Genomic DNA, 17,173 nt, shown 5'->3' on the forward strand with positions numbered 1-17,173 from the left:
GCCTCAGCCGATCGCCTGGCGGATCGACAGGAGACCGAAGGCCAGGAAGAGGCCGCCGCTGAGGCGATACAGAACCTTCTCGCTGATCCGGCCACCGATCCACTGGCCCGCGCCCACAGCCAGCCAGGTGACCAGGGCATGGCCCAGGAGCGTGCCGGCCAGCAGGCCGGCGAAGGTGAAGGCGGGGGCCGCCGCCAGGAAGATGGTGGCGAACTGGGTGCGATCCCCGAGCTCGGCCAGGAACACCAGCACGAAGGCCTCCCAGATCACGGCGCCCGGCCCTCGGACGCTGCCGTCGCTCTCGGCCGCGTCGATGGCCGCTTCCGCCTCGTGGGCCTCCTCCGTGGCCGCGTCGGCCGGGAGGCGGGAGGCATCGACCAGGAGCTTCACGCCGAAGCCCAGGAACAGCACCGCCGCCAGCCAGGGGACGACGGCCTGGGGCAGCCACTCCCTGAGGCCGTACCCCATGCCCAGAGAGAGCAGGGTGACCAGGCTGAGGGCAGCGAAGGCCCCCAGGAACACCCAGCGGGGGCGGTGGCGGGCCGCCAGGATCAGGGCCATGAAAAAGGTCTTGTCGCCCAGCTCGGCCAGGGTGATCGCCGTGAGGCTGGAGCCGAAGGCGGCCAGGCCGGGGTCACCGGCGGGGGGAAGGGTCATGGGGGCGTCGGGCACGCCTCCATCGGCGCTGGACAACGGGTCCGGCCGCGGGCAAGGGCGGTGCCGGGAGCATCGCTGGGGAGGCTAGGTGCCGGCCGGCCCCGGGCGGCCACTTGGCGGGGGGCGCGACAGCGGCGGGCCATCAGGCGCCGGCGAACAGCCAGAGACCGAGAGCCAGCAGCAGCCAGCCCAGCCAGTCCAGACCGAAGATGGGGGTGGCCAGATGCACCAGGGGCACCAGCAGCCAGTGGCTGAGGGACACCCCGAGGAGCACCACCAGCAGGAGCGGCAACATCAGGCCCCTCCCGCGCCCGCCGCCGGCGTGGCCCCGGAGCGCAGCACCGCCCAGGGATCGTCGCGGCGCTCCTCCCCTCGCCAGGCCAGGACGGTGCTGGCCTGACCCGACCCCGGGGGCCAGGGCAGGGGCTCCAGCAGGGCCAGCCCCGGAAACTGGCGGGCGGCCTCCGCCGCCGTGGTGGCTGCAGGCTGGCCGGAACGGTTGGCGCTGGTGGTGGCCAGGGGGCCGCTGAGGCGCAGCAGCTCCCGGGCCCGCTCGCAGGCCGGCACGCGCAGGCCGAGGCTGGTGCCACCGGGGTGAAGATGGTCGGTGAGGGCTCCGGTGATCGGCAGCACCAGGGTGACGGCCCCGGGCCAGCTGCGCCGGGCCTGCTCCAGCCAGGCCGCCTGCCAGGGCACCGCAAGGACCGCGATCAGCTGGGGCAGGTCGGCCCCCATCAGGATCAGGGGCTTGTCGGCGGGCCGCTGCTTGAGGCGCCAGAGCAGGCCGGCCGTTTCTGGCCGACAGGCCAGGGCCGGCAGGGTGTCGGTGGGGAACAGGACAGCCTCCCCGGCCGCCAGGCACCTGGCCAGATGGGCGGGTTCGTTCATCGGGCGCCTGGCCTCCAGGCGCTGGCGAACCGGCCCCGGCCCTCCAGGTCGGCGTGCACCCCGGGGCGCTCCAGACCGGCGGCGCGCAGCAACGCGGCGACGGCGCCGCTCTGATCGTGGTGGTGCTCCAGCAGGAGAAGGCCTCCAGGGGCGAGGGCCTGCAGAGCCCCGGCCACGATCGAACGGAGGGCCGTCAGCCCGTCGGGGCCGCCGTCGAGAGCCAGGTGAGGTTCGTGGTCGCGCACCACCGGCTCCAGCCCGGCCAGGGTGGCGCTGGGGATGTAAGGCGGATTGCTCACCACCAGATCCAGCTGGCCCCACCAGGGCTGCAACGGCTGCCACCAGTCGCCCGCCAGCAGGGTGACCCTGCGCTCAAGATCCCAGCGGGTGAGGTTGGCGCCGGCCTGGGCCAGGGCCTCGGCGCTGGCCTCGACGGCGAAGCCCCGGCTGGTGGGAAGGCTGCGGGCCAGGGCGATGGCCAGACAGCCGGAGCCCGTGCCCAGGTCGGCCCAGCGGGAGATGGGTGGGGCCGGCCGCCGCAGCTGCAGGGCCAGATCCACCAGCAGCTCCGTTTCCTGCCGGGGGATCAGCACCCCGGGGGCCACCGGCAGCTCCAGGTCGCGCCAGGGGCAACGGCCCACCAGGTACTGCAGCGGCTCGTGGCTGCGGCGGTGGCGGCGCCAGAGAGCTTCGAGCGCCTCCAGCGGGCGATCGAGCCGGATGGTGGCCTGGGGGTGACACCAGAGTGACTGCAGCTGACTCCAGCGCAGCCCGCCGCCCAGATCCAGCAGCCAGTCGAGGTCGGCGGCGGCGCCGCCCTGGGCCAGCAGGCGGCGTCGCCACTCCAGCAGCTCCGAGCCCGTCAGCGTCAGGACCTCGGACCCGGGCACCGGGAGGGCTGGGATCGGGGCCGGGGAAACCATGGGGGGAGCCTAATCAGGGGCGACGGCCTCAGCAGGGACGCCAGCAGAGGCCCGCCTCGGCCCGCAGCCGCCCGGCCAGCTCCAGCTCCAGCAGCCGGGGCATCAGCTCGGCCATGGGGCGATCGAGCGCCAGGCTCAGCTGCTCGAGGCTGGCGCCACCGCCCACCGCCGCCAGCAACCCCTCGGCGGCCATGTCCCCGGCGGCCGCCGCATCCCCCGGCGGCGCCGGCCCGGAACCACGGCGGGCCAGGGGACCGGGACCCAGCTGGTCGATCAGGTCGGCGGGGAGGAGCAGGGGCGTGGCCCCCCTGGCCATCAGACGGTTGCTGCCCAGGGCGGAGGCCCGGCCGGCATCGGCGGGCACCACCCAGAGGGGCAGCTCCAGCTGCCAGGCCAGCTCGGCCGAATGCAGCGCCCCGCTGACCACCGGGCACTCCACCACCACCACCGCGGCCGCCATGGCCACCAGCAGGCGGTTGCGGGCGGCGAAGCTGCCGGGACGCACGGCGGCCCCCTCGACCTGCTCGCTCACCAGCAGACCCTGACGGGCCACCCGGCGCTGCAGCAGCGCGTGATGGAGGGGATAGGCGCGACCCAACGGTGTGCCCAGCACCCCCACGGGCGCCCCTCCGGCCGCCAGACACCCCTGATGGGCGGCGCCATCGATCCCCTCCGCCAGACCGCTCACAACGGGCCAGCCCGCCTCGGCCAGGGCCGCCCCGATGGCCTGGGCCATCGAGAGCCCGTGCAGGGACGGACGCCGGGTGCCCACCACCGCCACCGAGCGCCGTTGGCCCAGGTGGGGCCAAAGGCTGCCCCGCCCCTGCCAGCACAGCTGCAGGGGCGGCCGCTTCAGCGCCCACAGCCCCCCTGGCCAGCCCCGGTCGCCAGGGACGAGCACGCCACGACCGAAGCGGCACCGGGTCGCGAAGACCTCCAGGGGCCGGGGCCCCCAGCGGCGGCGGAAGCGCTCCACCGACGCCACCAGGCCCGATCCCAAGCCCGGCACCGCCGCCAGCTCGGCGGCGGAGACCCCCCAGGCGGCGGCGAGCCCACCACAGCTGGCCTCGAGGGCCCGCAGGCGCTGCCAGCCGAGGCCAGGGCAGCGGCTCCAGAGCAGCCACCACAGACGCTGCTCCCGACCCCAGGTCGGAGCCGCCCTGCGGGGGAACGCCCCCTGCACCAGATCCCCCATGGCCCGCGCCGGCGCCTGAACATCAGTACAAGTGTACTATGGCCGGATGTCGGTATCGGGTGGTCCTGCCCGCAGGATGGCCAGGGCCTGCTCCAGGTCCGGCGGCAGCCGCCGCTGCAGCCGGCGCTGCGAGGGGCCCCCGGAGAGATCCACCAGCACGAGGTCGACGCAGGCCTCGGCCGCCAGCCCCCCGTCCGGGCGCAGGAAGCGGCTGTGCCAGGGGAGCTTCACGCCCTCCCGCGGCAGCACCCGGCTGTGGATCGCGACCGCCTCACCGTGGAGCAGGGCCTGGCGGTAATCGATGCGCAGGCCCACCACCGGCAGCTCCAGCCCACGGGCCGAGAGATCGCTGTAGTGGAGTCCGGCCCGGGCCAGGGCCTCGACCCGGGCCTCCTCCAACCAGGCCAGATAGGCGCCGTGCCACATCACCCCGGCGTGGTCGGTGTGCTGGGGCAGCACCCGCCGGTTCAGGCACCACCAGCCCGCCTCGGAGCGCTGCATCACGGTCTTCACCACGGGGGACTGCGGACAGAGGTTCAGCCATAGGCTGATCCAGAGCCTCTTTGACGTCCGTGTTCCGCAACCTGCTGATCGCCGATTCCGGCAAGGGTCATGTGGAGGAGATGGTCCGCATCCTGCGCGACATCCCTCCCTGCCGTCAGGCCCGGATCAATCTGCTGCACGTCATTCCCGAGCAGGGGGGTCTGGATCTGGAGAGCCACCGCCAGCAGGCCGAGGTGCTGATCAAGGAGGCCATCGAACGTCTCGGTCTCAGCCCCGGCGAGGTCAACACCCTGGTGCGGGAGGGCGACGCCAAGCTGACCGTGCTGAACGTGGCCGACGAGCTGGAGGCCGACCTGATCGTGATGGGGTCACGGGGCCTGGGCCGGCTTCAGTCGATCCTGGGCAACAGCGCCAGCCAATACGTCTTCCAGCTCTCCACACGGCCCATGCTGCTGGTCCGGGACGACCTCTACGTGAAGGCCATCAACCGGGTCCTGGTGGCCATCGACGGCACCGGGGTCGGCGATGACGCCCTGCGGCTGGCCTGCGAGCTGGTGCAGGGCATCCCCGGCGGCAGCCTCACCGGCGTGCACGTGTCCCGCCAGGACATCACCCCCTCACGCGGGGGACGCACCCCCGGCGACGACGTGCTGCAGAAGGCCATCCAGCGGGCCCGCAGCTTCGGGGTGGAGATGAAGGGTCTGCATCGCACGGGCGACATCGCCCGGGGGGTGTGCGCCGCCGCCGAAGAGGCGAAGGCGGACCTGGTGGTGATCGCCTCCCAGGACCGCCGGCCGCTCGTGGCCCGGGCCCTGGTGGATCTCGACAAGCTGCTGGGCAGCTCGATCAGCGACTACATCCGGGTGCACGCCCCGGCTCCGGTGCTGCTGGTGCGGGAGCCGGAGGGGCGGGCGCGCTGAGGCCGACTCAGCCGCCCTGGCGGCTGTTGGTCTGGATGTAGAGAATGATCAGAAAAACGGCGGGAACCAGAACGAACAGGAGGCTGGCAACGAAGCCGAGGTCGTTGGTTTCCATGACTGCTGGAGAGGTTCTGAGAAGGTATCACCGCCCATCGGCGGGAAGGACACCCCCTTCATCGCTCGTTGCGGATGGGTCGGGCGCCGTGCCGTCCTCCGCCTCCGGCTCCTCGGCATCGGGGGGGACGGGCCAGGCGGTGGGGCCCTCCGGCAGCGGCTGGGTCCGGGCCCGGGCCAGGTCGCCCTCCCGATCCGCGAGTCCCACCTGGGGCCTGGTGAGCACCATCACCGATTTCTGCACCAGGGCCTGACAGGCCAGCCGCCAGCTCTGGGGGCGCCGCCTGAGCTTGAGCTGCTCCACCGCCGTCTGTTCCGTCAGGGCGTTGGCCGCCCCGCCCTCCACCACCTCCACGAAGCAGGTGATGCACTGGCCGCAGCCCCCGCAGTTACCCAGCCGGCCCTTGAGGCCGTACAGCTCGATGCCTTCGCGCAGGGCGACCTCGCGGAGGTTCTCACCCGGATAGCACTCGACGTCACGCTGCTCACGCACGAACCGGATCACGGGCATGGCGGAAGCCTCTGGGGGAACAGGACGGTTCCCATTGTGAGGCGCGCCGTTGCGGTCCGTTACCTGGGCCCCGTGCCGTTGCCCGCAACCCTTACCATCGCCAGCACGGATCGGTAATCACCGAGCGTCTCCTTAGCCGCCATCGCCCCGGCGACCGGCTTCGGCAACTGTCAACCCAGACCTGACCCCCCAATGGGATTGCCCTGGTACCGGGTGCACACGGTCGTCATCAACGACCCGGGCCGACTGCTGGCCGTGCACCTCATGCACACCGCCCTGGTAGCCGGCTGGGCCGGCTCCATGGCGCTCTACGAGCTCGCGATCTTCGACCCCTCCGACCCGGTCCTCAACCCCATGTGGCGCCAGGGCATGTTCGTCATGCCCTTCATGGCCCGCCTGGGCGTGACGGGCAGCTGGGGCGGCTGGAGCGTCACCGGTGAAACCGGCGTCGACCCCGGCTTCTGGAGCTTCGAGGGCGTAGCCGCCGCCCACATCATTTTCAGTGGCCTGCTTTTCCTGGCCGCCATCTGGCACTGGACCTACTGGGACCTCGAGATCTGGCAGGACCCCCGTTCCGGGGAGCCAGCTCTCGACCTGCCCAAGATCTTCGGCATCCACCTGCTCCTGGCCGGTCTCGGCTGCTTCGGCTTCGGCGCCTTCCACCTCACCGGTGTCTTCGGGCCGGGGATGTGGATCTCCGATCCCTACAGCCTCACGGGCCACCTTGAACCGGTGCAGCCCGCCTGGGGACCGGAGGGCTTCAACCCCTTCAACCCGGGCGGGATCGTGGCGCACCACATCGCCGCCGGCATCGTCGGCATCATCGCCGGCATCTTCCACATCACCACCCGTCCACCGGAGCGCCTCTACAAGGCCCTCCGCATGGGCAACATCGAGACGGTCCTGGCCAGCGCCATCGCCGCGGTGTTCTTTGCGGCCTTCATCGTGGCCGGAACCATGTGGTACGGCTCGGCCGCCACGCCGGTTGAACTGTTCGGCCCCACCCGCTACCAGTGGGATCAGGGCTACTTCAAGACGGAGATCAACCGTCGCGTCCAGACCGCCATCGACAACGGCGCCACCAAGGAAGAGGCCTTCGCGGCCATTCCCGAGAAGCTCGCCTTCTACGACTACGTCGGCAACAGCCCCGCCAAGGGTGGTCTTTTCCGCGTCGGCCCGATGATCAACGGGGACGGCCTGCCCACCTCCTGGATCGGCCACATCGCCTTCACCGACAAGGAAGGCCACGACCTCGAAGTCCGTCGTCTGCCCAACTTCTTCGAGAACTTCCCAGTGGTTCTCCAGGACGAGCAGGGTGTCGTCCGCGCCGACATCCCGTTCCGTCGGGCCGAGGCCAAGTACTCCTTCGAGCAGCAGGGTGTGACGGCCACCGTCTACGGCGGTGCCCTCAACGGTCAGACCTTCACCGATCCGGCGGATGTCAAGCGGCTCGCCCGCAAGGCCCAGCTCGGCGAGGCCTTCGAGTTCGACCGTGAGACCTACCACTCCGACGGCACCTTCCGCAGTTCCCCCCGCGGCTGGTTCACCTTCGGCCACGCCTGCTTCGCCCTGCTCTTCTTCTTCGGCCACATCTGGCATGGTGCCCGCACCCTCTACCGTGATGTCTTCGCCGGCATCGATCCCGATCTCGGTGAGCAGGTGGAGTTCGGTCTGTTCGCCAAACTGGGCGACCGTTCCACCCGGCGCCTGCCCGAGGGCTACGTGCCCCCGGCCGGTTCCACCCTCAGCTGACCGCCAGTCCCCCCGAGGATTCCCATGGAGAGCTTCGCCTACATCCTGATCCTGGCCCTGGCCATTTCCACGCTGTTTTTCGCGATCGCCTTCCGCGACCCCCCGAAAATCGGCAAGTGACCAGCCTTCCTGATTGATGCGGCCCCCGGGAAACCGGGGGTTTTTTCATGCTTCGACCCCCCAACCGGGAGGCAACCCCTTCTCTTTGTGCGCGTAGCTGTTTACACTCCGAACACTTGGACGCGTGCCCGGGGATGCAATGTCCCTCCTGCCAACACACCGATAGCCGCGTTCTGGAATCAAGGGCCGCCGATTCCGGGCGCAGCGTGCGGCGGCGGCGGGAGTGTCTCAACTGTGATTTCCGCTTCACCACCTACGAGCGGGTCGAGACCGTTCCGATCACCGTGGTCAAGCGCAACGGCAGCCGTGAAACCTTCAACCGCAGCAAACTGCTGCACGGTCTGCTGCGGGCCTGCGAGAAGACGGGCCTGGAACCGGCGCGGCTCGAAGCCGTCGTCGACGACATCGAACTGGCCCTGCAGCAACGGGTCGGCCGGGAGGTGAGCAGCAACGAGATCGGTGAGCTGGTGCTCCAGCGCCTGCGGGAGATGAGCGAGGTGGCCTACGTGCGCTTCGCCTCCGTGTATCGCCAGTTCCAGAGCGTCAGCGATTTCGTGGCCACCCTCGAAGGGCTGGGCAGCCGCGGCAAGGCCAAGAACCGGCTGGTGGTGGTGGGCTGAACCCGGCCCCAGGCGTGCGAGCCGATCGGCCTGCCGATCCATTGATAGAGTGATTGATCGGGTGTGCGCTGCAGGCGGGCAGCCATCCCGTTCCTTCGCACTGCCGCCGGCAGACCGCCCCAGCTCCATGACCCTCACTCCTTCTTCCGAAGCCGACACCCTCGAGGCGCTCACGCCAATGAGCAGCGAGGAGGCCGCCGACATCGAGGCCACAGCCGATCTCGATCTGGCGATCCCGGAAGAGGTGCCCAGCGCCGACGACTCCAGCAGCCGGGTGAGCGCGCGGGATGGCGACGGTGTGGGCTTCACGCTGGACGAGTTCGCAGCCCTGCTCAGCAAGTACGACTACAACTTCAAGCCGGGCGACGTCGTCAACGGCACTGTCTTTGCCCTGGAATCCAAGGGCGCCATGATCGACATCGGCGCCAAGACCGCCGCCTTCATGCCTCTGCAGGAGGTCTCGATCAACCGCGTCGAGCATCTCTCCGACGTGCTCGAGCCCGGTGAGGTGCGCGAATTCTTCATCCTCAGCGAGGAGAACGAGGACGGCCAGCTCACCCTTTCGGTGCGTCGCATCGAATACCAGCGCGCCTGGGAGCGGGTGCGCCAGCTGCAGAAGGAGGACGCCACCATCTACAGCGAGGTGTTCGCCACCAACCGCGGCGGCGCCCTGGTGCGGGTGGAGGGCCTGCGGGGCTTCATCCCCGGCAGCCACATCAGCACCCGCAAGGCCAAGGAGGAACTCGTGGCCGACTTCCTCCCCCTCAAGTTCCTGGAGGTGGACGAGGAGCGCAACCGCCTGGTGCTCAGCCATCGCCGCGCCTTGGTGGAACGCAAGATGAATCGCCTTGAAGTGGGCGAAGTGGTGCTGGGCACCGTCCGGGGCATCAAGCCCTACGGCGCCTTCATCGACATCGGCGGTGTCAGCGGCCTGCTGCACATCTCCGAGATCAGCCACGAGCACATCGAGACCCCCCACACCGTGCTCAACGTCAACGATCAGATGAAGGTGATGATCATCGATCTCGACGCCGAACGGGGCCGGATCTCCCTGTCCACCAAGGCCCTCGAGCCCGAACCGGGCGACATGCTCAGCGATCCCCAGAAGGTGTTCGACAAGGCTGAGGAGATGGCGGCCCGCTACAAGCAGATGCTGCTCGAGCAGGCCGAGGACAACGAGCCGATGGGTGTCTCCCTCGAATGAGGTCGCCTCGGATCCGCTGACGATGGTTCATCTTTCCCTGCGGGGCACCCCGCTGCCCTGCGGGGATCGCCCCCTGGAGGCGGTGCTGTTCGACAAGGACGGCACCATGAGCCACAGCGAACCGATGCTCGTGGCCCTGGCCCAGGCCAGGGTCTTTCACTGTCTGGCCCTGGCCGGCCTCGCCGCGTCCGACCCGGAGCGCCACCACGACCTGGGTGGCCTGCTGCATCGTGCCTATGGCCTTTCCGCCGACGGGATCCACCCGGCCGGCACGATGGCCGTGGGGAGCCGCGACCAGAACCTGCTGGCCACCGCCACCGCCCTGGCCCAGGTGGGCCTTGGCTGGCCCGAAGCCCTGGCCATGGCCGAGGCGGTGTTCACGCGCACCGATGGCCTCCATGGCCAGGGGAGTGCCCAGCGTCCGGCCCCCACCCCCGGCCTGCGGCCCCTGCTGGAGGCCCTCAGCCAGGCGGGGGTGCGCTGCGCCGTGATCAGCAACGACCATGTGGAGGGCATCAGGGCGTTTCTTGCGGCCCACGGTCTGACATCCTTCTTTCAGGCCAACTGGAGCGCCGAGCATCTGCCCCGCAAGCCCGACCCCGCCGCCGTCCACGGCCTCTGCCAGGAACTGGGCGTGGCGGTGGAGAGCTGTGCCCTGATCGGCGACGCCAACAGCGACCTGCGCATGGCGCGGGCCGCCGGTGTGCCGGTGGTATTGGGCTACCGGGCGGGCTGGCGGCGGCCGGTGGCGCTGGATGGCTCCTTCCTGCAGCTGGACCACTGGCGGGAGCTTGCCGTGATCGCAGGGGGCGGAGAACCGGTGGGAATAAGCTCTCAGCCATCGACCGATCCCATCCCCCTATGAGCCGTTTCGTCTTCACCTCGGAATCGGTGACGGAAGGCCACCCCGACAAGATCTGCGACCAGGTGAGCGACGCCGTGCTCGACGCGCTGCTGGCCCAGGACCCCTCCAGCCGGGTGGCCTGCGAGACCGTGGTGAACACGGGTCTGTGCCTGATCACTGGCGAAGTCACCACCAACGCCCGCGTCGACTTCAACACCCTGGTGCGGGGTGTGATCGAGCAGATCGGCTACAGCGGCGCCCGCGCCGGCGGCTTCGATGCCCGCAGCTGCGCGGTGCTGATCGCCCTCGACCAGCAGTCGCCGGACATCGCCCAGGGTGTGGATGAGGCCGATGACCACGACGGCGACCCCCTCGACAAGGTCGGCGCCGGCGACCAGGGCATCATGTTCGGCTACGCCTGCGACGAGACTCCCGAGCTGATGCCGCTGCCGATCAGCCTGGCCCACCGGCTGGCCCTGCGCCTGGCCCAGGTGCGCCATGACGGCAGCCTCGGCTACCTCCTCCCCGACGGCAAGACCCAGGTGAGCGTGGTGTACGAGAACGACCGCCCGGTGGCGATCGACACGATCCTCATCTCCACCCAGCACACCGCCGAAGTGGAGGGCATCAGCGACGAGAAGGCGGTGCAGCAGCGCATCAAGGAGGACCTGTGGTCCCACGTGGTGCTGCCCGCCACGGCCGATCTGCCCCTCAAACCCTCCGAGGAAGGCACCCGCTTCTACGTCAACCCCACCGGCAAGTTCGTGGTGGGCGGCCCCCAGGGTGACGCGGGGCTGACGGGCCGCAAGATCATCGTCGACACCTACGGCGGCTATGCCCGTCATGGCGGTGGCGCCTTCTCCGGCAAGGACCCCACCAAGGTGGACCGCTCGGCGGCCTACGCGGCCCGCTACGTGGCCAAGGCCCTGGTGGCCTCCGGCCTGGCCCACAAGGCCGAGGTGCAACTCAGCTACGCCATCGGCGTGGCCCGGCCCGTGAGCATCCTGGTGGAGAGCTTCGGCACCGGCGCCCTCAGCAACGCCGACCTCACCGCTCTCGTGCAGGAGCACTTCGACCTGCGCCCCGGCGCCATCATCGAAGCCTTCGGCCTGCGCGAACTTCCCCAGCGGCGGGGCGGACGCTTCTACCAGGACGTTGCCGCCTACGGCCACTTCGGCCGCAAGGATCTCGACCTCCCCTGGGAGGACGTGACCACCATCGCCGCCACCCTGAAGCAGGCCACGGCGAGCCGTGTCAGCGCTGTATCTGGGGGTTGATCTCGGCAGCAGCGGCCTGCGCCTGGCCGTTCTGGCCGACGCGGGCACTCCTGGCGGGGACCCCGCCAGCCCCGTTCTGGATCGCCAGTCCCCCTACCCGGGCCGCTTCGAGGATCCAGAGGCCTGGCGGCAGGGGTTGATCGATCTGCTGGCCACCGTGCCCGAGGAGGTCCGCCGGCGGGTGGGGGCCGTCGCCATCGATGGCACCTCCGGCACCCTCCTGGCCTGCGGTCCAGGAGGCCGCCTGCTGCCGCCGCCCCTGGCGGACGCCCTTCCCTACCACCAGGCCTGTCCGGAGCAGACCGGGGCCATCGCCACCCTGCTGGCCACGGAAGCCGGGGCCTGGGCCGCCCATCCCGCCGCCAGCAGCAGCGGCAGCCTGGCCAGGGCCCTGCGCCTGCTGGACCAGGCCCGCGAAGCTGGCCTCACTCAAGACCTGCTCCTGCGCCACCAGGCCGACTGGCTGATGGGCTGGCTGCTGGACGACTGGCGCTGGGGCGAGGAGGGCAACAACGTGCGACTGGGCTGGGACCTGCCGCAGGACCGCTGGCTCGCGGGGGTGGCCGAGGGCCTGGGAGCCGCTGTGCTGCCGGAGATCCGCAGCAGCGGCAGCCGCCTCGGCCGGCTGGCTCCGGCGGCGGCGGCCTGCCTGGGCCTGCCGGCTGACTGCCAGGTGGTGGCCGGCAGCACCGATGCCAATGCGGCGGTGCTGGCCGCCGATCCGGAAGCGGGCGATGGCATCGCCGTGCTGGGCACCACCCTGGTGCTGAAACAGTTCGTGGCCGCCCCCCTCGCCGGGGCGGGCCTGAGCAACCACCGGGTGGGTGGGCGCTGGCTGGTGGGGGGAGCCTCCAACGCCGGCGCCGGCATCCTGCGCCGCTTCTTCGACGACGCCCAGGTCGCCGAACTGAGCCGCCAGATCACGCCGGACCGCCCCACGGGGCTGGCCCTGCGGCCCCTGAGCCGCCGGGGCGAGCGCTTCCCGGTGGACGACCCGAAGCTGGAGCCGATCCTGGAGCCGAGGCCGGCCAGTGATGCCCGCTATCTCCAGGCCCTGCTGGAGGGCCTGACGGCCATCGAGGTGGCGGGCTGGCGGCGGCTGCGGGAGCTGGGTGCCCCGGAGTTGCTTCGGGTGATCAGCGTCGGCGGCGGTGCCCGCAACAGCCCGTGGCGGGCCCTGCGGACGCGCGCCCTGGGGATCCCGGTGCTGAACCGGCCGAAACGCACGGCGGCCCTGGGCATGGCCCTGCTGGCGCGGGCCAGCTCCAGGATGGGGTCCGATTCCCCCTCGCCTCGGCCATGAACGAACGTCTCCAATCGATCCTCGCCATGGCCCTGTTCGTCGTGCTGGCCGGCTACGTGGGCTTCAGCGGTCTGCGGCTGGGCCTGCTGCTCTGGCAGCGGTTCGCCGGCGCCTGAGCCCAGAATTCCCCCCAACCGACCTGACCCCATGGCCGCCGATCCCATCACCGCCGCAGTGAGCGACCGCATCTGCAAGCACATGAACGACGACCACGCCGAAGCCGTTCTGGCCTACGCCCGCCACTACGGCGGCTGCACCGAGGCCCAGGAGGCCCGGATGGTGGCCGTGGAGCCCGAGGCGATGCGCCTGGAGGTGGACGGCGCCCGGGTGGACGTGCCCTTCGACCATGCCCTCACCGACAGCGAGGACGCCCACCGCACCCTGGTGGCCATGCTGCGGTCGCTGCCCGGGAAGGCTTGAAGCAGCGACTGCGCCGCCACCGGCGACGCCGGACCCCTGACCCTCCTCGCACGCCTGAGCGGGCTTCCGCTCGACTGGATCGCGGCCACCCCCTGCCCCCTGTGTCGTGGTCTGCAACCGCCGCAGAACGCCTCCGGAGCGGCCTGCCCGGAGTGCCGCCAGCGCCTGCCCCTGCCGGCCGGGGCCCTGAGGGGCAACGAGCCCCTGCTCTGGTGGGCGGCCGGGTCCTACGACGGCGAACTGCGGCGCTTGCTGCTCGGGCTGCGTCAGCGGCCGGAGCCCGCCAGGGTGGGCGCCCTGGTGCGGGTGCTGGCGGAGGGGCTGCCCCGCTGGCGGCAGCGTCCGCTGCTGGTACCGGTGCCGAGCTGGAAACGGCAGGGCAACCCCCTGCCCGTGCTGGTCTGCCGCCAGCTCGTCCGCCAGCTCGGGTACCGCCGGGCCGATCTGCTGGAGCGCTCCCGACCGGTGCTCGGCCAGCACCACCTCGGCAGAAGCCTGCGCCTGGCCAACCAGGAGGGAGCCTTCCACTGTCGACGCGGGCCCCGACTCGGCGAGGCCCTGGGCCGGCCGGTCCTGGTCGTCGACGACATCCTCACCAGCGGGGCCACAGGCTGCAGTGCCGCGGCGGCCCTGGAGTGCCTCGGCTGGCAGGTGGTGGGACTCCTCTGCCTGGCCCGCACGCCCCGGGGGCGCTCCCGGACGGACCGGTCCCCCAGCGGGCCGTGATCTAAGATCCCATCGTCGCTTCGGCGACGGGCCGGGATAGCTCAGTTGGTAGAGCAGGCGACTGAAAATCGCCGTGTCCCCAGTTCAAATCTGGGTCCTGGCATTGCGTGCGGACTGCTCTGCAGCCCATCACCATGCCCCATCAGCCCTCGACCTCCAGCCAGATCTTCAACAACGCCGACAGCTTCGCGCAGGCGTTCGATGAGGCCTGGCAGGAGCACAGTCGACAGCATCCCTCCCACGGGCTCTCGACTGCCGAGAAGCTTGAGGCGATCCTCGGCCGGGTGGCGAGTCACCCCTTCGCCGAGGCCGATCCGACCATGGCTCGCCAGGTGGGGGCCTTCCGGATCCGCCTGCTTGACCTTTAGGTGGTGCCCATGAGCAGCTCCCTTGCCCGCCTCCTCCAGCTCCTCAGCGGCGGCTTCAGCAATCAGAGCCAGGCCTTTGACAATCCCCCCCTCTACGCCCACATCCTGGTCAAGTTCCGGCCGCTGCCCCAGCTGGCGCCAGGCTCCCTGCTGCTGGAGCAGTCCTACGCCATCTCACCCGGCACGCCCTACCGAATCCGGGTGCTGCGCGCCGAGCGCCGCGACGGCGAACTGATCATCCACAACCAGGCCCTGCACGAGGAGCAGCGTTTCTGGGGCGCCATCGAGGATGAGGGGCGACGGCGCAGCATCGGCAACGCCGACCTGCTGCCCCTCGAGGGCTGCACCTACGTGGTGCGGGAAGTGGGCGAAGGGTTCGTCGGCGAGGTGGAACCCGGCTGCCGCTGCCTCGTGGAGCGCAAGGGGAGCGTCGCCTACCTGGTCAGCAGCTTCGAAATCGATTCCCGGGGCATGCGCACCATCGACCGGGGCCACGATCCGGCCACCCATGAACAGCTCTGGGGATCCCTGGCCGGCCCCTTCGAGTTCGAGCGCACCGACGACTACCGCGCCGAACTCCCCGCCGCCTGGCTGGAGACCTGAACGTCCAGGGGCCCCTTCAGCCGGCGATCAGCTCGTCCATGAAGGGCTGCTCCCCCTCATCCAGGAAGGGATCGACCTCCTCCGGGCCCAGATCGAAGGCTTCCGCCACCGGCAGGGAGGCCGGGGGCTCCTGCTGCAGCGCCGGCGGCTGCACCGCCTGGAGATGGCGGGACATGCCGGTGCGCTCCAGACCCCGCAGGGACGTCTCGATCCTGGCCAGGCGCTCTTCGGTGTCTCCCAGACGCTCGTCCATGGCGGCCCCATGGGCGGCCTCAAGGTCGGCGACCTCCTCCAGCCGCCCACCGATGCGATCCTCGTGGCCCCCGAGCCGTTCCTCGAGCTCCAGCAGGCGGTAGGTGAGCGCTTCGGCCACCTGGGACAACACCTGCAGCTGATCGGCCAACCGGAGGGAGGAGTCCTCGGATGGGGACACAACAGAAGCCATGACGGCACCGGGATGATGGGCGGATGGTATCGGCGTGGGGCTGGCCCGCCAGGGGTGGGCCCGGCGGGGGGTTTGTAACGATTCTGAAAACCCTGTCGTGGCGAGCGGACAGGCCCATAGGATCCGCCTTGCAGCCCATGATCGGGACGTTTCCTGCAGCCGTCCTCGAAGGCGTCTGCAGATCAGCAGTGGCCATGCACCCTGACCATGCGCCCTGCCCACTGACCTTCTCTCCAACGCCTCTCCCCCCGGCACCCACGCTCATGACACTTGCCAACGCTGCCTATCTGGGCATCGAGCGTTTCTCCAGCGACCGCAACAAGGAAAACTGGACGAACGCCACCGAAAACGACAAGGCCGCCCTGATCCGCGCCGTCTACAAGCAGGTGCTCGGCAATCAGTACGTCATGGCCAGTGAGCGGCTCACGGGTCCGGAGTCCCTCTTCAAGCGCGGCTACCTGAGCGTGCGGGAGTTCGTCCGCCAGGTGGCCAAGAGCGGGCTGTACAAAGCCAAGTTCTTCGAGAACTGCAACCCCTACCGCTTCATTGAGCTCAATTTCAAGCATCTCCTTGGCCGGGCTCCCCAGAACAAAGCCGAGATGCTGCACCACTTCACGATCCTGCAGGAGCAGGGCTACGACGCCGAGATCGACTCCTACCTCGACAGCGCCGAATACCAGAACCGCTTCGGGGAAGAGGTGGTTCCCTACCTGCACGGCTGGGACTATTCCTCCGGCCAGCAGGGCCTGCAGTTCTCCTACATGCTGCAGCTGACCCGGGGCGTGGGCGCATCGGTGCGGGGCGATCTGCTCAAGAACCAGTCGCGCCTCAACCCCTCGGTGCATGCGGAAGCCCCCATGCCGGTGGTGAGCCCCAACGCCAGGGGCAGCGTCTTCCGCAAGGTCACCACCGACGGCATCACCCGCCAGGGTGTCGGTGCCGGTGAAGAGGGACGCACCTTCCGGGTCGAGATCTCCGGCTTCAACAACTACCGCCTGCACAAGCGCAGCAACCGGGTGCGCTTCATTCCCTTCAACAAGCTGCTGCAGACCCAGCAGCAGATCCTGCGTGAAGGCGGCCGCATCGCCAGCATCACCCCGGTCAACTGAACCCGGACGTTCCGTTCAGCCTTTCCCCCCTACCCCTCCGAATCCATGAAGGTTTCCGCAGGTACCCGAGGCACCGGCCTCAACAGTTCCCGCCAGGTGGCGTTCACCGTCACCGGCGTCAACAACAACGACTACTCCCGCACCGCGGACATGGTCATGAACGTCCCGTTCACCCGCATGAACGAGACCATGCGTCTGGTCCACGCCATGGGCGGCAAGATCGTCAGTGTCTCCGTGACCGGCGGCGGCACCGGCTCCCAAGCGCCGGCCCCCCGCAAGGGCAAGGCGAAGGCCGAAGGCTGAGGCCTTTCCTCGGTCCAAAGGTTTGATGGGCTCCCTGCCAAGGGGGCCCTTTTTCATGGGCCGGGGGCACCGGAGTCATTGGCTCGGGAGGCCAGTCCTTACACCCATCCGCCGGATGAATCGTCCAGGCTGAACCCCGATGGCCGGCCAGGCGGGCAGAACCACTGCAGCCGTGTGAGTCTTGGCGGTGGTGACCATTTATTAAGGCACCCCCATCCATTGGACGCCGTCACCAACAATAGGTAGGTCTTTCGGAGCGATGCCCGGCCCTGGCCAGGCGATCATCGAAAGCAACGACGCAGTCGACGTCAGCCTGGCCTCCCCCCGGACTGACGCTCCAGACTCGACCCCCTTACCCACCCAATCC

General features: G+C 70.0%; 23 protein-coding genes and 1 tRNA gene. 15 read left to right on the forward strand and 9 right to left on the reverse strand.

Going from position 1 to position 17,173, the window contains the following annotated elements; all coding sequences use genetic code 11:
* Positions 1-3: 3 nt before the first annotated feature.
* The 6 genes from VB738_RS16130 to VB738_RS16155 all read right to left on the reverse strand — a co-directional run bounded on the left by VB738_RS16130 (position 4) and on the right by VB738_RS16155 (position 4,164).
* Positions 4-657, reverse strand: a complete 654-nt coding sequence (locus VB738_RS16130; RefSeq protein WP_323306711.1) for a TMEM165/GDT1 family protein — start codon at positions 655-657, stop codon at positions 4-6.
* A gap of 142 nt (positions 658-799) precedes the next feature.
* A complete protein-coding gene (locus tag VB738_RS16135; RefSeq protein ID WP_323306712.1) occupies positions 800-952 on the reverse strand; it encodes a hypothetical protein in 153 nt (50 codons plus the stop codon).
* The gene (locus VB738_RS16140; RefSeq protein ID WP_323306713.1) at positions 952-1,545 is read right to left on the reverse strand and encodes an L-threonylcarbamoyladenylate synthase; all 594 of its coding nucleotides are present in this window, start codon (positions 1,543-1,545) and stop codon (positions 952-954) included. Before VB738_RS16140 ends, VB738_RS16135 begins: the two co-directional genes overlap by 1 nt.
* Positions 1,542-2,468 (reverse strand): peptide chain release factor N(5)-glutamine methyltransferase, encoded by a 927-nt coding sequence (gene prmC, locus VB738_RS16145; RefSeq protein WP_323306714.1) that lies wholly within the window; start codon positions 2,466-2,468, stop codon positions 1,542-1,544. The genes VB738_RS16140 and prmC overlap by 4 nt, the downstream gene beginning before the upstream one ends.
* Before the next feature lie 28 nt (positions 2,469-2,496).
* Positions 2,497-3,663, reverse strand: a complete 1,167-nt coding sequence (locus VB738_RS16150; protein WP_323306715.1) for a DNA-processing protein DprA — start codon at positions 3,661-3,663, stop codon at positions 2,497-2,499.
* A 36-nt stretch (positions 3,664-3,699) separates the two neighbouring features.
* The gene (locus tag VB738_RS16155) at positions 3,700-4,164 is read right to left on the reverse strand and encodes an acyl-CoA thioesterase (RefSeq protein WP_323306716.1); all 465 of its coding nucleotides are present in this window, start codon (positions 4,162-4,164) and stop codon (positions 3,700-3,702) included.
* A 71-nt stretch (positions 4,165-4,235) separates the two neighbouring features.
* Here VB738_RS16155 and VB738_RS16160 point away from each other — a divergent pair, with 71 nt between their 5' ends.
* Entirely contained in the window at positions 4,236-5,087 is an 852-nt protein-coding gene (locus tag VB738_RS16160; protein ID WP_323306732.1) for a universal stress protein, read from the forward strand.
* 7 nt (positions 5,088-5,094) lie between these two features.
* Here the strand turns inward: VB738_RS16160 and psbM are convergent, their stop codons facing one another.
* Both psbM and VB738_RS16170 read right to left on the reverse strand, forming a co-directional pair.
* Entirely contained in the window at positions 5,095-5,202 is a 108-nt protein-coding gene (psbM, locus tag VB738_RS16165; protein WP_015109223.1) for a photosystem II reaction center protein PsbM, read from the reverse strand.
* A 27-nt stretch (positions 5,203-5,229) separates the two neighbouring features.
* Positions 5,230-5,712: a 2Fe-2S iron-sulfur cluster-binding protein gene (locus VB738_RS16170; protein ID WP_323306717.1), complete on the reverse strand. Its 483-nt coding sequence runs from the start codon at positions 5,710-5,712 to the stop codon at positions 5,230-5,232.
* 192 nt (positions 5,713-5,904) lie between these two features.
* Between VB738_RS16170 and psbB the strand changes: the two genes are divergently transcribed.
* From psbB to VB738_RS16230, 12 genes are all read left to right on the forward strand, one after another.
* Positions 5,905-7,464, forward strand: a complete 1,560-nt coding sequence (gene psbB, locus VB738_RS16175) for a photosystem II chlorophyll-binding protein CP47 (RefSeq protein WP_323306718.1) — start codon at positions 5,905-5,907, stop codon at positions 7,462-7,464.
* Between the two features lie 24 nt (positions 7,465-7,488).
* Positions 7,489-7,584, forward strand: a complete 96-nt coding sequence (locus tag VB738_RS16180) for a photosystem II reaction center protein T (protein ID WP_010314684.1) — start codon at positions 7,489-7,491, stop codon at positions 7,582-7,584.
* Between the two features lie 134 nt (positions 7,585-7,718).
* Entirely contained in the window at positions 7,719-8,204 is a 486-nt protein-coding gene (nrdR, locus tag VB738_RS16185) for a transcriptional regulator NrdR (protein WP_323306719.1), read from the forward strand.
* A gap of 127 nt (positions 8,205-8,331) precedes the next feature.
* A complete protein-coding gene (locus VB738_RS16190) occupies positions 8,332-9,408 on the forward strand; it encodes a 30S ribosomal protein S1 (protein WP_323306720.1) in 1,077 nt (358 codons plus the stop codon).
* Positions 9,409-9,430: 22 nt separating this feature from the next.
* Positions 9,431-10,273, forward strand: coding sequence for an HAD family hydrolase (locus VB738_RS16195; RefSeq protein ID WP_323306721.1), 843 nt, complete (start codon positions 9,431-9,433; stop codon positions 10,271-10,273).
* Positions 10,270-11,529: a methionine adenosyltransferase gene (gene metK / locus VB738_RS16200; RefSeq protein ID WP_323306722.1), complete on the forward strand. Its 1,260-nt coding sequence runs from the start codon at positions 10,270-10,272 to the stop codon at positions 11,527-11,529. Before VB738_RS16195 ends, metK begins: the two co-directional genes overlap by 4 nt.
* On the forward strand, positions 11,504-12,832 hold the full coding sequence (locus VB738_RS16205; RefSeq protein WP_323306723.1) for an FGGY-family carbohydrate kinase: 1,329 nt from the start codon (positions 11,504-11,506) through the stop codon (positions 12,830-12,832). Before metK ends, VB738_RS16205 begins: the two co-directional genes overlap by 26 nt.
* Before the next feature lie 147 nt (positions 12,833-12,979).
* Positions 12,980-13,252, forward strand: coding sequence for a DUF2470 domain-containing protein (locus tag VB738_RS16210; RefSeq protein WP_323306724.1), 273 nt, complete (start codon positions 12,980-12,982; stop codon positions 13,250-13,252).
* A 249-nt stretch (positions 13,253-13,501) separates the two neighbouring features.
* Positions 13,502-13,978 carry a ComF family protein gene (locus tag VB738_RS16215; RefSeq protein WP_323306725.1) on the forward strand — a complete coding sequence of 159 codons (477 nt, stop codon included), beginning with the start codon at positions 13,502-13,504 and terminating at the stop codon, positions 13,976-13,978.
* Positions 13,979-14,008: 30 nt separating this feature from the next.
* A tRNA-Phe gene (locus VB738_RS16220) sits at positions 14,009-14,081 on the forward strand.
* Positions 14,082-14,112: 31 nt separating this feature from the next.
* Positions 14,113-14,346 (forward strand): hypothetical protein, encoded by a 234-nt coding sequence (locus tag VB738_RS16225; RefSeq protein WP_323306726.1) that lies wholly within the window; start codon positions 14,113-14,115, stop codon positions 14,344-14,346.
* 9 nt (positions 14,347-14,355) lie between these two features.
* A complete protein-coding gene (locus VB738_RS16230; RefSeq protein ID WP_323306727.1) occupies positions 14,356-14,949 on the forward strand; it encodes a chromophore lyase CpcT/CpeT in 594 nt (197 codons plus the stop codon).
* Positions 14,950-14,965: 16 nt separating this feature from the next.
* On the opposite strand, the gene VB738_RS16235 is transcribed toward VB738_RS16230, so the two are convergent.
* Complete coding sequence (locus VB738_RS16235) at positions 14,966-15,394, reverse strand: hypothetical protein (RefSeq protein ID WP_323306728.1); 429 nt, start codon at positions 15,392-15,394, stop codon at positions 14,966-14,968.
* 263 nt (positions 15,395-15,657) lie between these two features.
* Here VB738_RS16235 and VB738_RS16240 point away from each other — a divergent pair, with 263 nt between their 5' ends.
* Together VB738_RS16240 and VB738_RS16245 are read left to right on the forward strand one after the other, a co-directional pair.
* Positions 15,658-16,503 carry a phycobilisome rod-core linker polypeptide gene (locus VB738_RS16240; protein WP_323306729.1) on the forward strand — a complete coding sequence of 282 codons (846 nt, stop codon included), beginning with the start codon at positions 15,658-15,660 and terminating at the stop codon, positions 16,501-16,503.
* Between the two features lie 45 nt (positions 16,504-16,548).
* A complete protein-coding gene (locus tag VB738_RS16245; protein ID WP_323306730.1) occupies positions 16,549-16,806 on the forward strand; it encodes a phycobilisome linker polypeptide in 258 nt (85 codons plus the stop codon).
* Positions 16,807-17,173: the final 367 nt, after the last annotated feature.

The sequence above is a fragment of the Cyanobium gracile UHCC 0139 genome (genome assembly GCF_034931325.1).
In the GTDB taxonomy this organism is placed as follows: domain Bacteria; phylum Cyanobacteriota; class Cyanobacteriia; order PCC-6307; family Cyanobiaceae; genus Cyanobium; species Cyanobium gracile_B.

Excerpts from the sequence above, each read along its gene's own strand:
- VB738_RS16155 (WP_323306716.1), bottom strand. The coding sequence starts at position 4,164 with ATGCAGCGCTCCGAGGCGGGCTGGTGGTGCCTGAACCGGCGGGTGCTG.
- VB738_RS16135 (WP_323306712.1), bottom strand. The coding sequence starts at position 952 with ATGTTGCCGCTCCTGCTGGTGGTGCTCCTCGGGGTGTCCCTCAGCCAC.
- nrdR (WP_323306719.1), top strand. The coding sequence starts at position 7,719 with ATGCAATGTCCCTCCTGCCAACACACCGATAGCCGCGTTCTGGAATCA.
- VB738_RS16245 (WP_323306730.1), top strand. The coding sequence starts at position 16,549 with ATGAAGGTTTCCGCAGGTACCCGAGGCACCGGCCTCAACAGTTCCCGC.
- VB738_RS16140 (WP_323306713.1), bottom strand. The coding sequence starts at position 1,545 with ATGAACGAACCCGCCCATCTGGCCAGGTGCCTGGCGGCCGGGGAGGCT.
- VB738_RS16230 (WP_323306727.1), top strand. The coding sequence starts at position 14,356 with ATGAGCAGCTCCCTTGCCCGCCTCCTCCAGCTCCTCAGCGGCGGCTTC.
- VB738_RS16130 (WP_323306711.1), bottom strand. The coding sequence starts at position 657 with ATGACCCTTCCCCCCGCCGGTGACCCCGGCCTGGCCGCCTTCGGCTCC.
- psbM (WP_015109223.1), bottom strand. The coding sequence starts at position 5,202 with ATGGAAACCAACGACCTCGGCTTCGTTGCCAGCCTCCTGTTCGTTCTG.
- prmC (WP_323306714.1), bottom strand. The coding sequence starts at position 2,468 with ATGGTTTCCCCGGCCCCGATCCCAGCCCTCCCGGTGCCCGGGTCCGAG.
- metK (WP_323306722.1), top strand. The coding sequence starts at position 10,270 with ATGAGCCGTTTCGTCTTCACCTCGGAATCGGTGACGGAAGGCCACCCC.
- VB738_RS16235 (WP_323306728.1), bottom strand. The coding sequence starts at position 15,394 with ATGGCTTCTGTTGTGTCCCCATCCGAGGACTCCTCCCTCCGGTTGGCC.
- VB738_RS16225 (WP_323306726.1), top strand. The coding sequence starts at position 14,113 with ATGCCCCATCAGCCCTCGACCTCCAGCCAGATCTTCAACAACGCCGAC.
- psbB (WP_323306718.1), top strand. The coding sequence starts at position 5,905 with ATGGGATTGCCCTGGTACCGGGTGCACACGGTCGTCATCAACGACCCG.
- VB738_RS16210 (WP_323306724.1), top strand. The coding sequence starts at position 12,980 with ATGGCCGCCGATCCCATCACCGCCGCAGTGAGCGACCGCATCTGCAAG.
- VB738_RS16190 (WP_323306720.1), top strand. The coding sequence starts at position 8,332 with ATGACCCTCACTCCTTCTTCCGAAGCCGACACCCTCGAGGCGCTCACG.
- VB738_RS16195 (WP_323306721.1), top strand. The coding sequence starts at position 9,431 with ATGGTTCATCTTTCCCTGCGGGGCACCCCGCTGCCCTGCGGGGATCGC.
- VB738_RS16240 (WP_323306729.1), top strand. The coding sequence starts at position 15,658 with ATGACACTTGCCAACGCTGCCTATCTGGGCATCGAGCGTTTCTCCAGC.
- VB738_RS16150 (WP_323306715.1), bottom strand. The coding sequence starts at position 3,663 with ATGGGGGATCTGGTGCAGGGGGCGTTCCCCCGCAGGGCGGCTCCGACC.
- VB738_RS16170 (WP_323306717.1), bottom strand. The coding sequence starts at position 5,712 with ATGCCCGTGATCCGGTTCGTGCGTGAGCAGCGTGACGTCGAGTGCTAT.
- VB738_RS16180 (WP_010314684.1), top strand. The coding sequence starts at position 7,489 with ATGGAGAGCTTCGCCTACATCCTGATCCTGGCCCTGGCCATTTCCACG.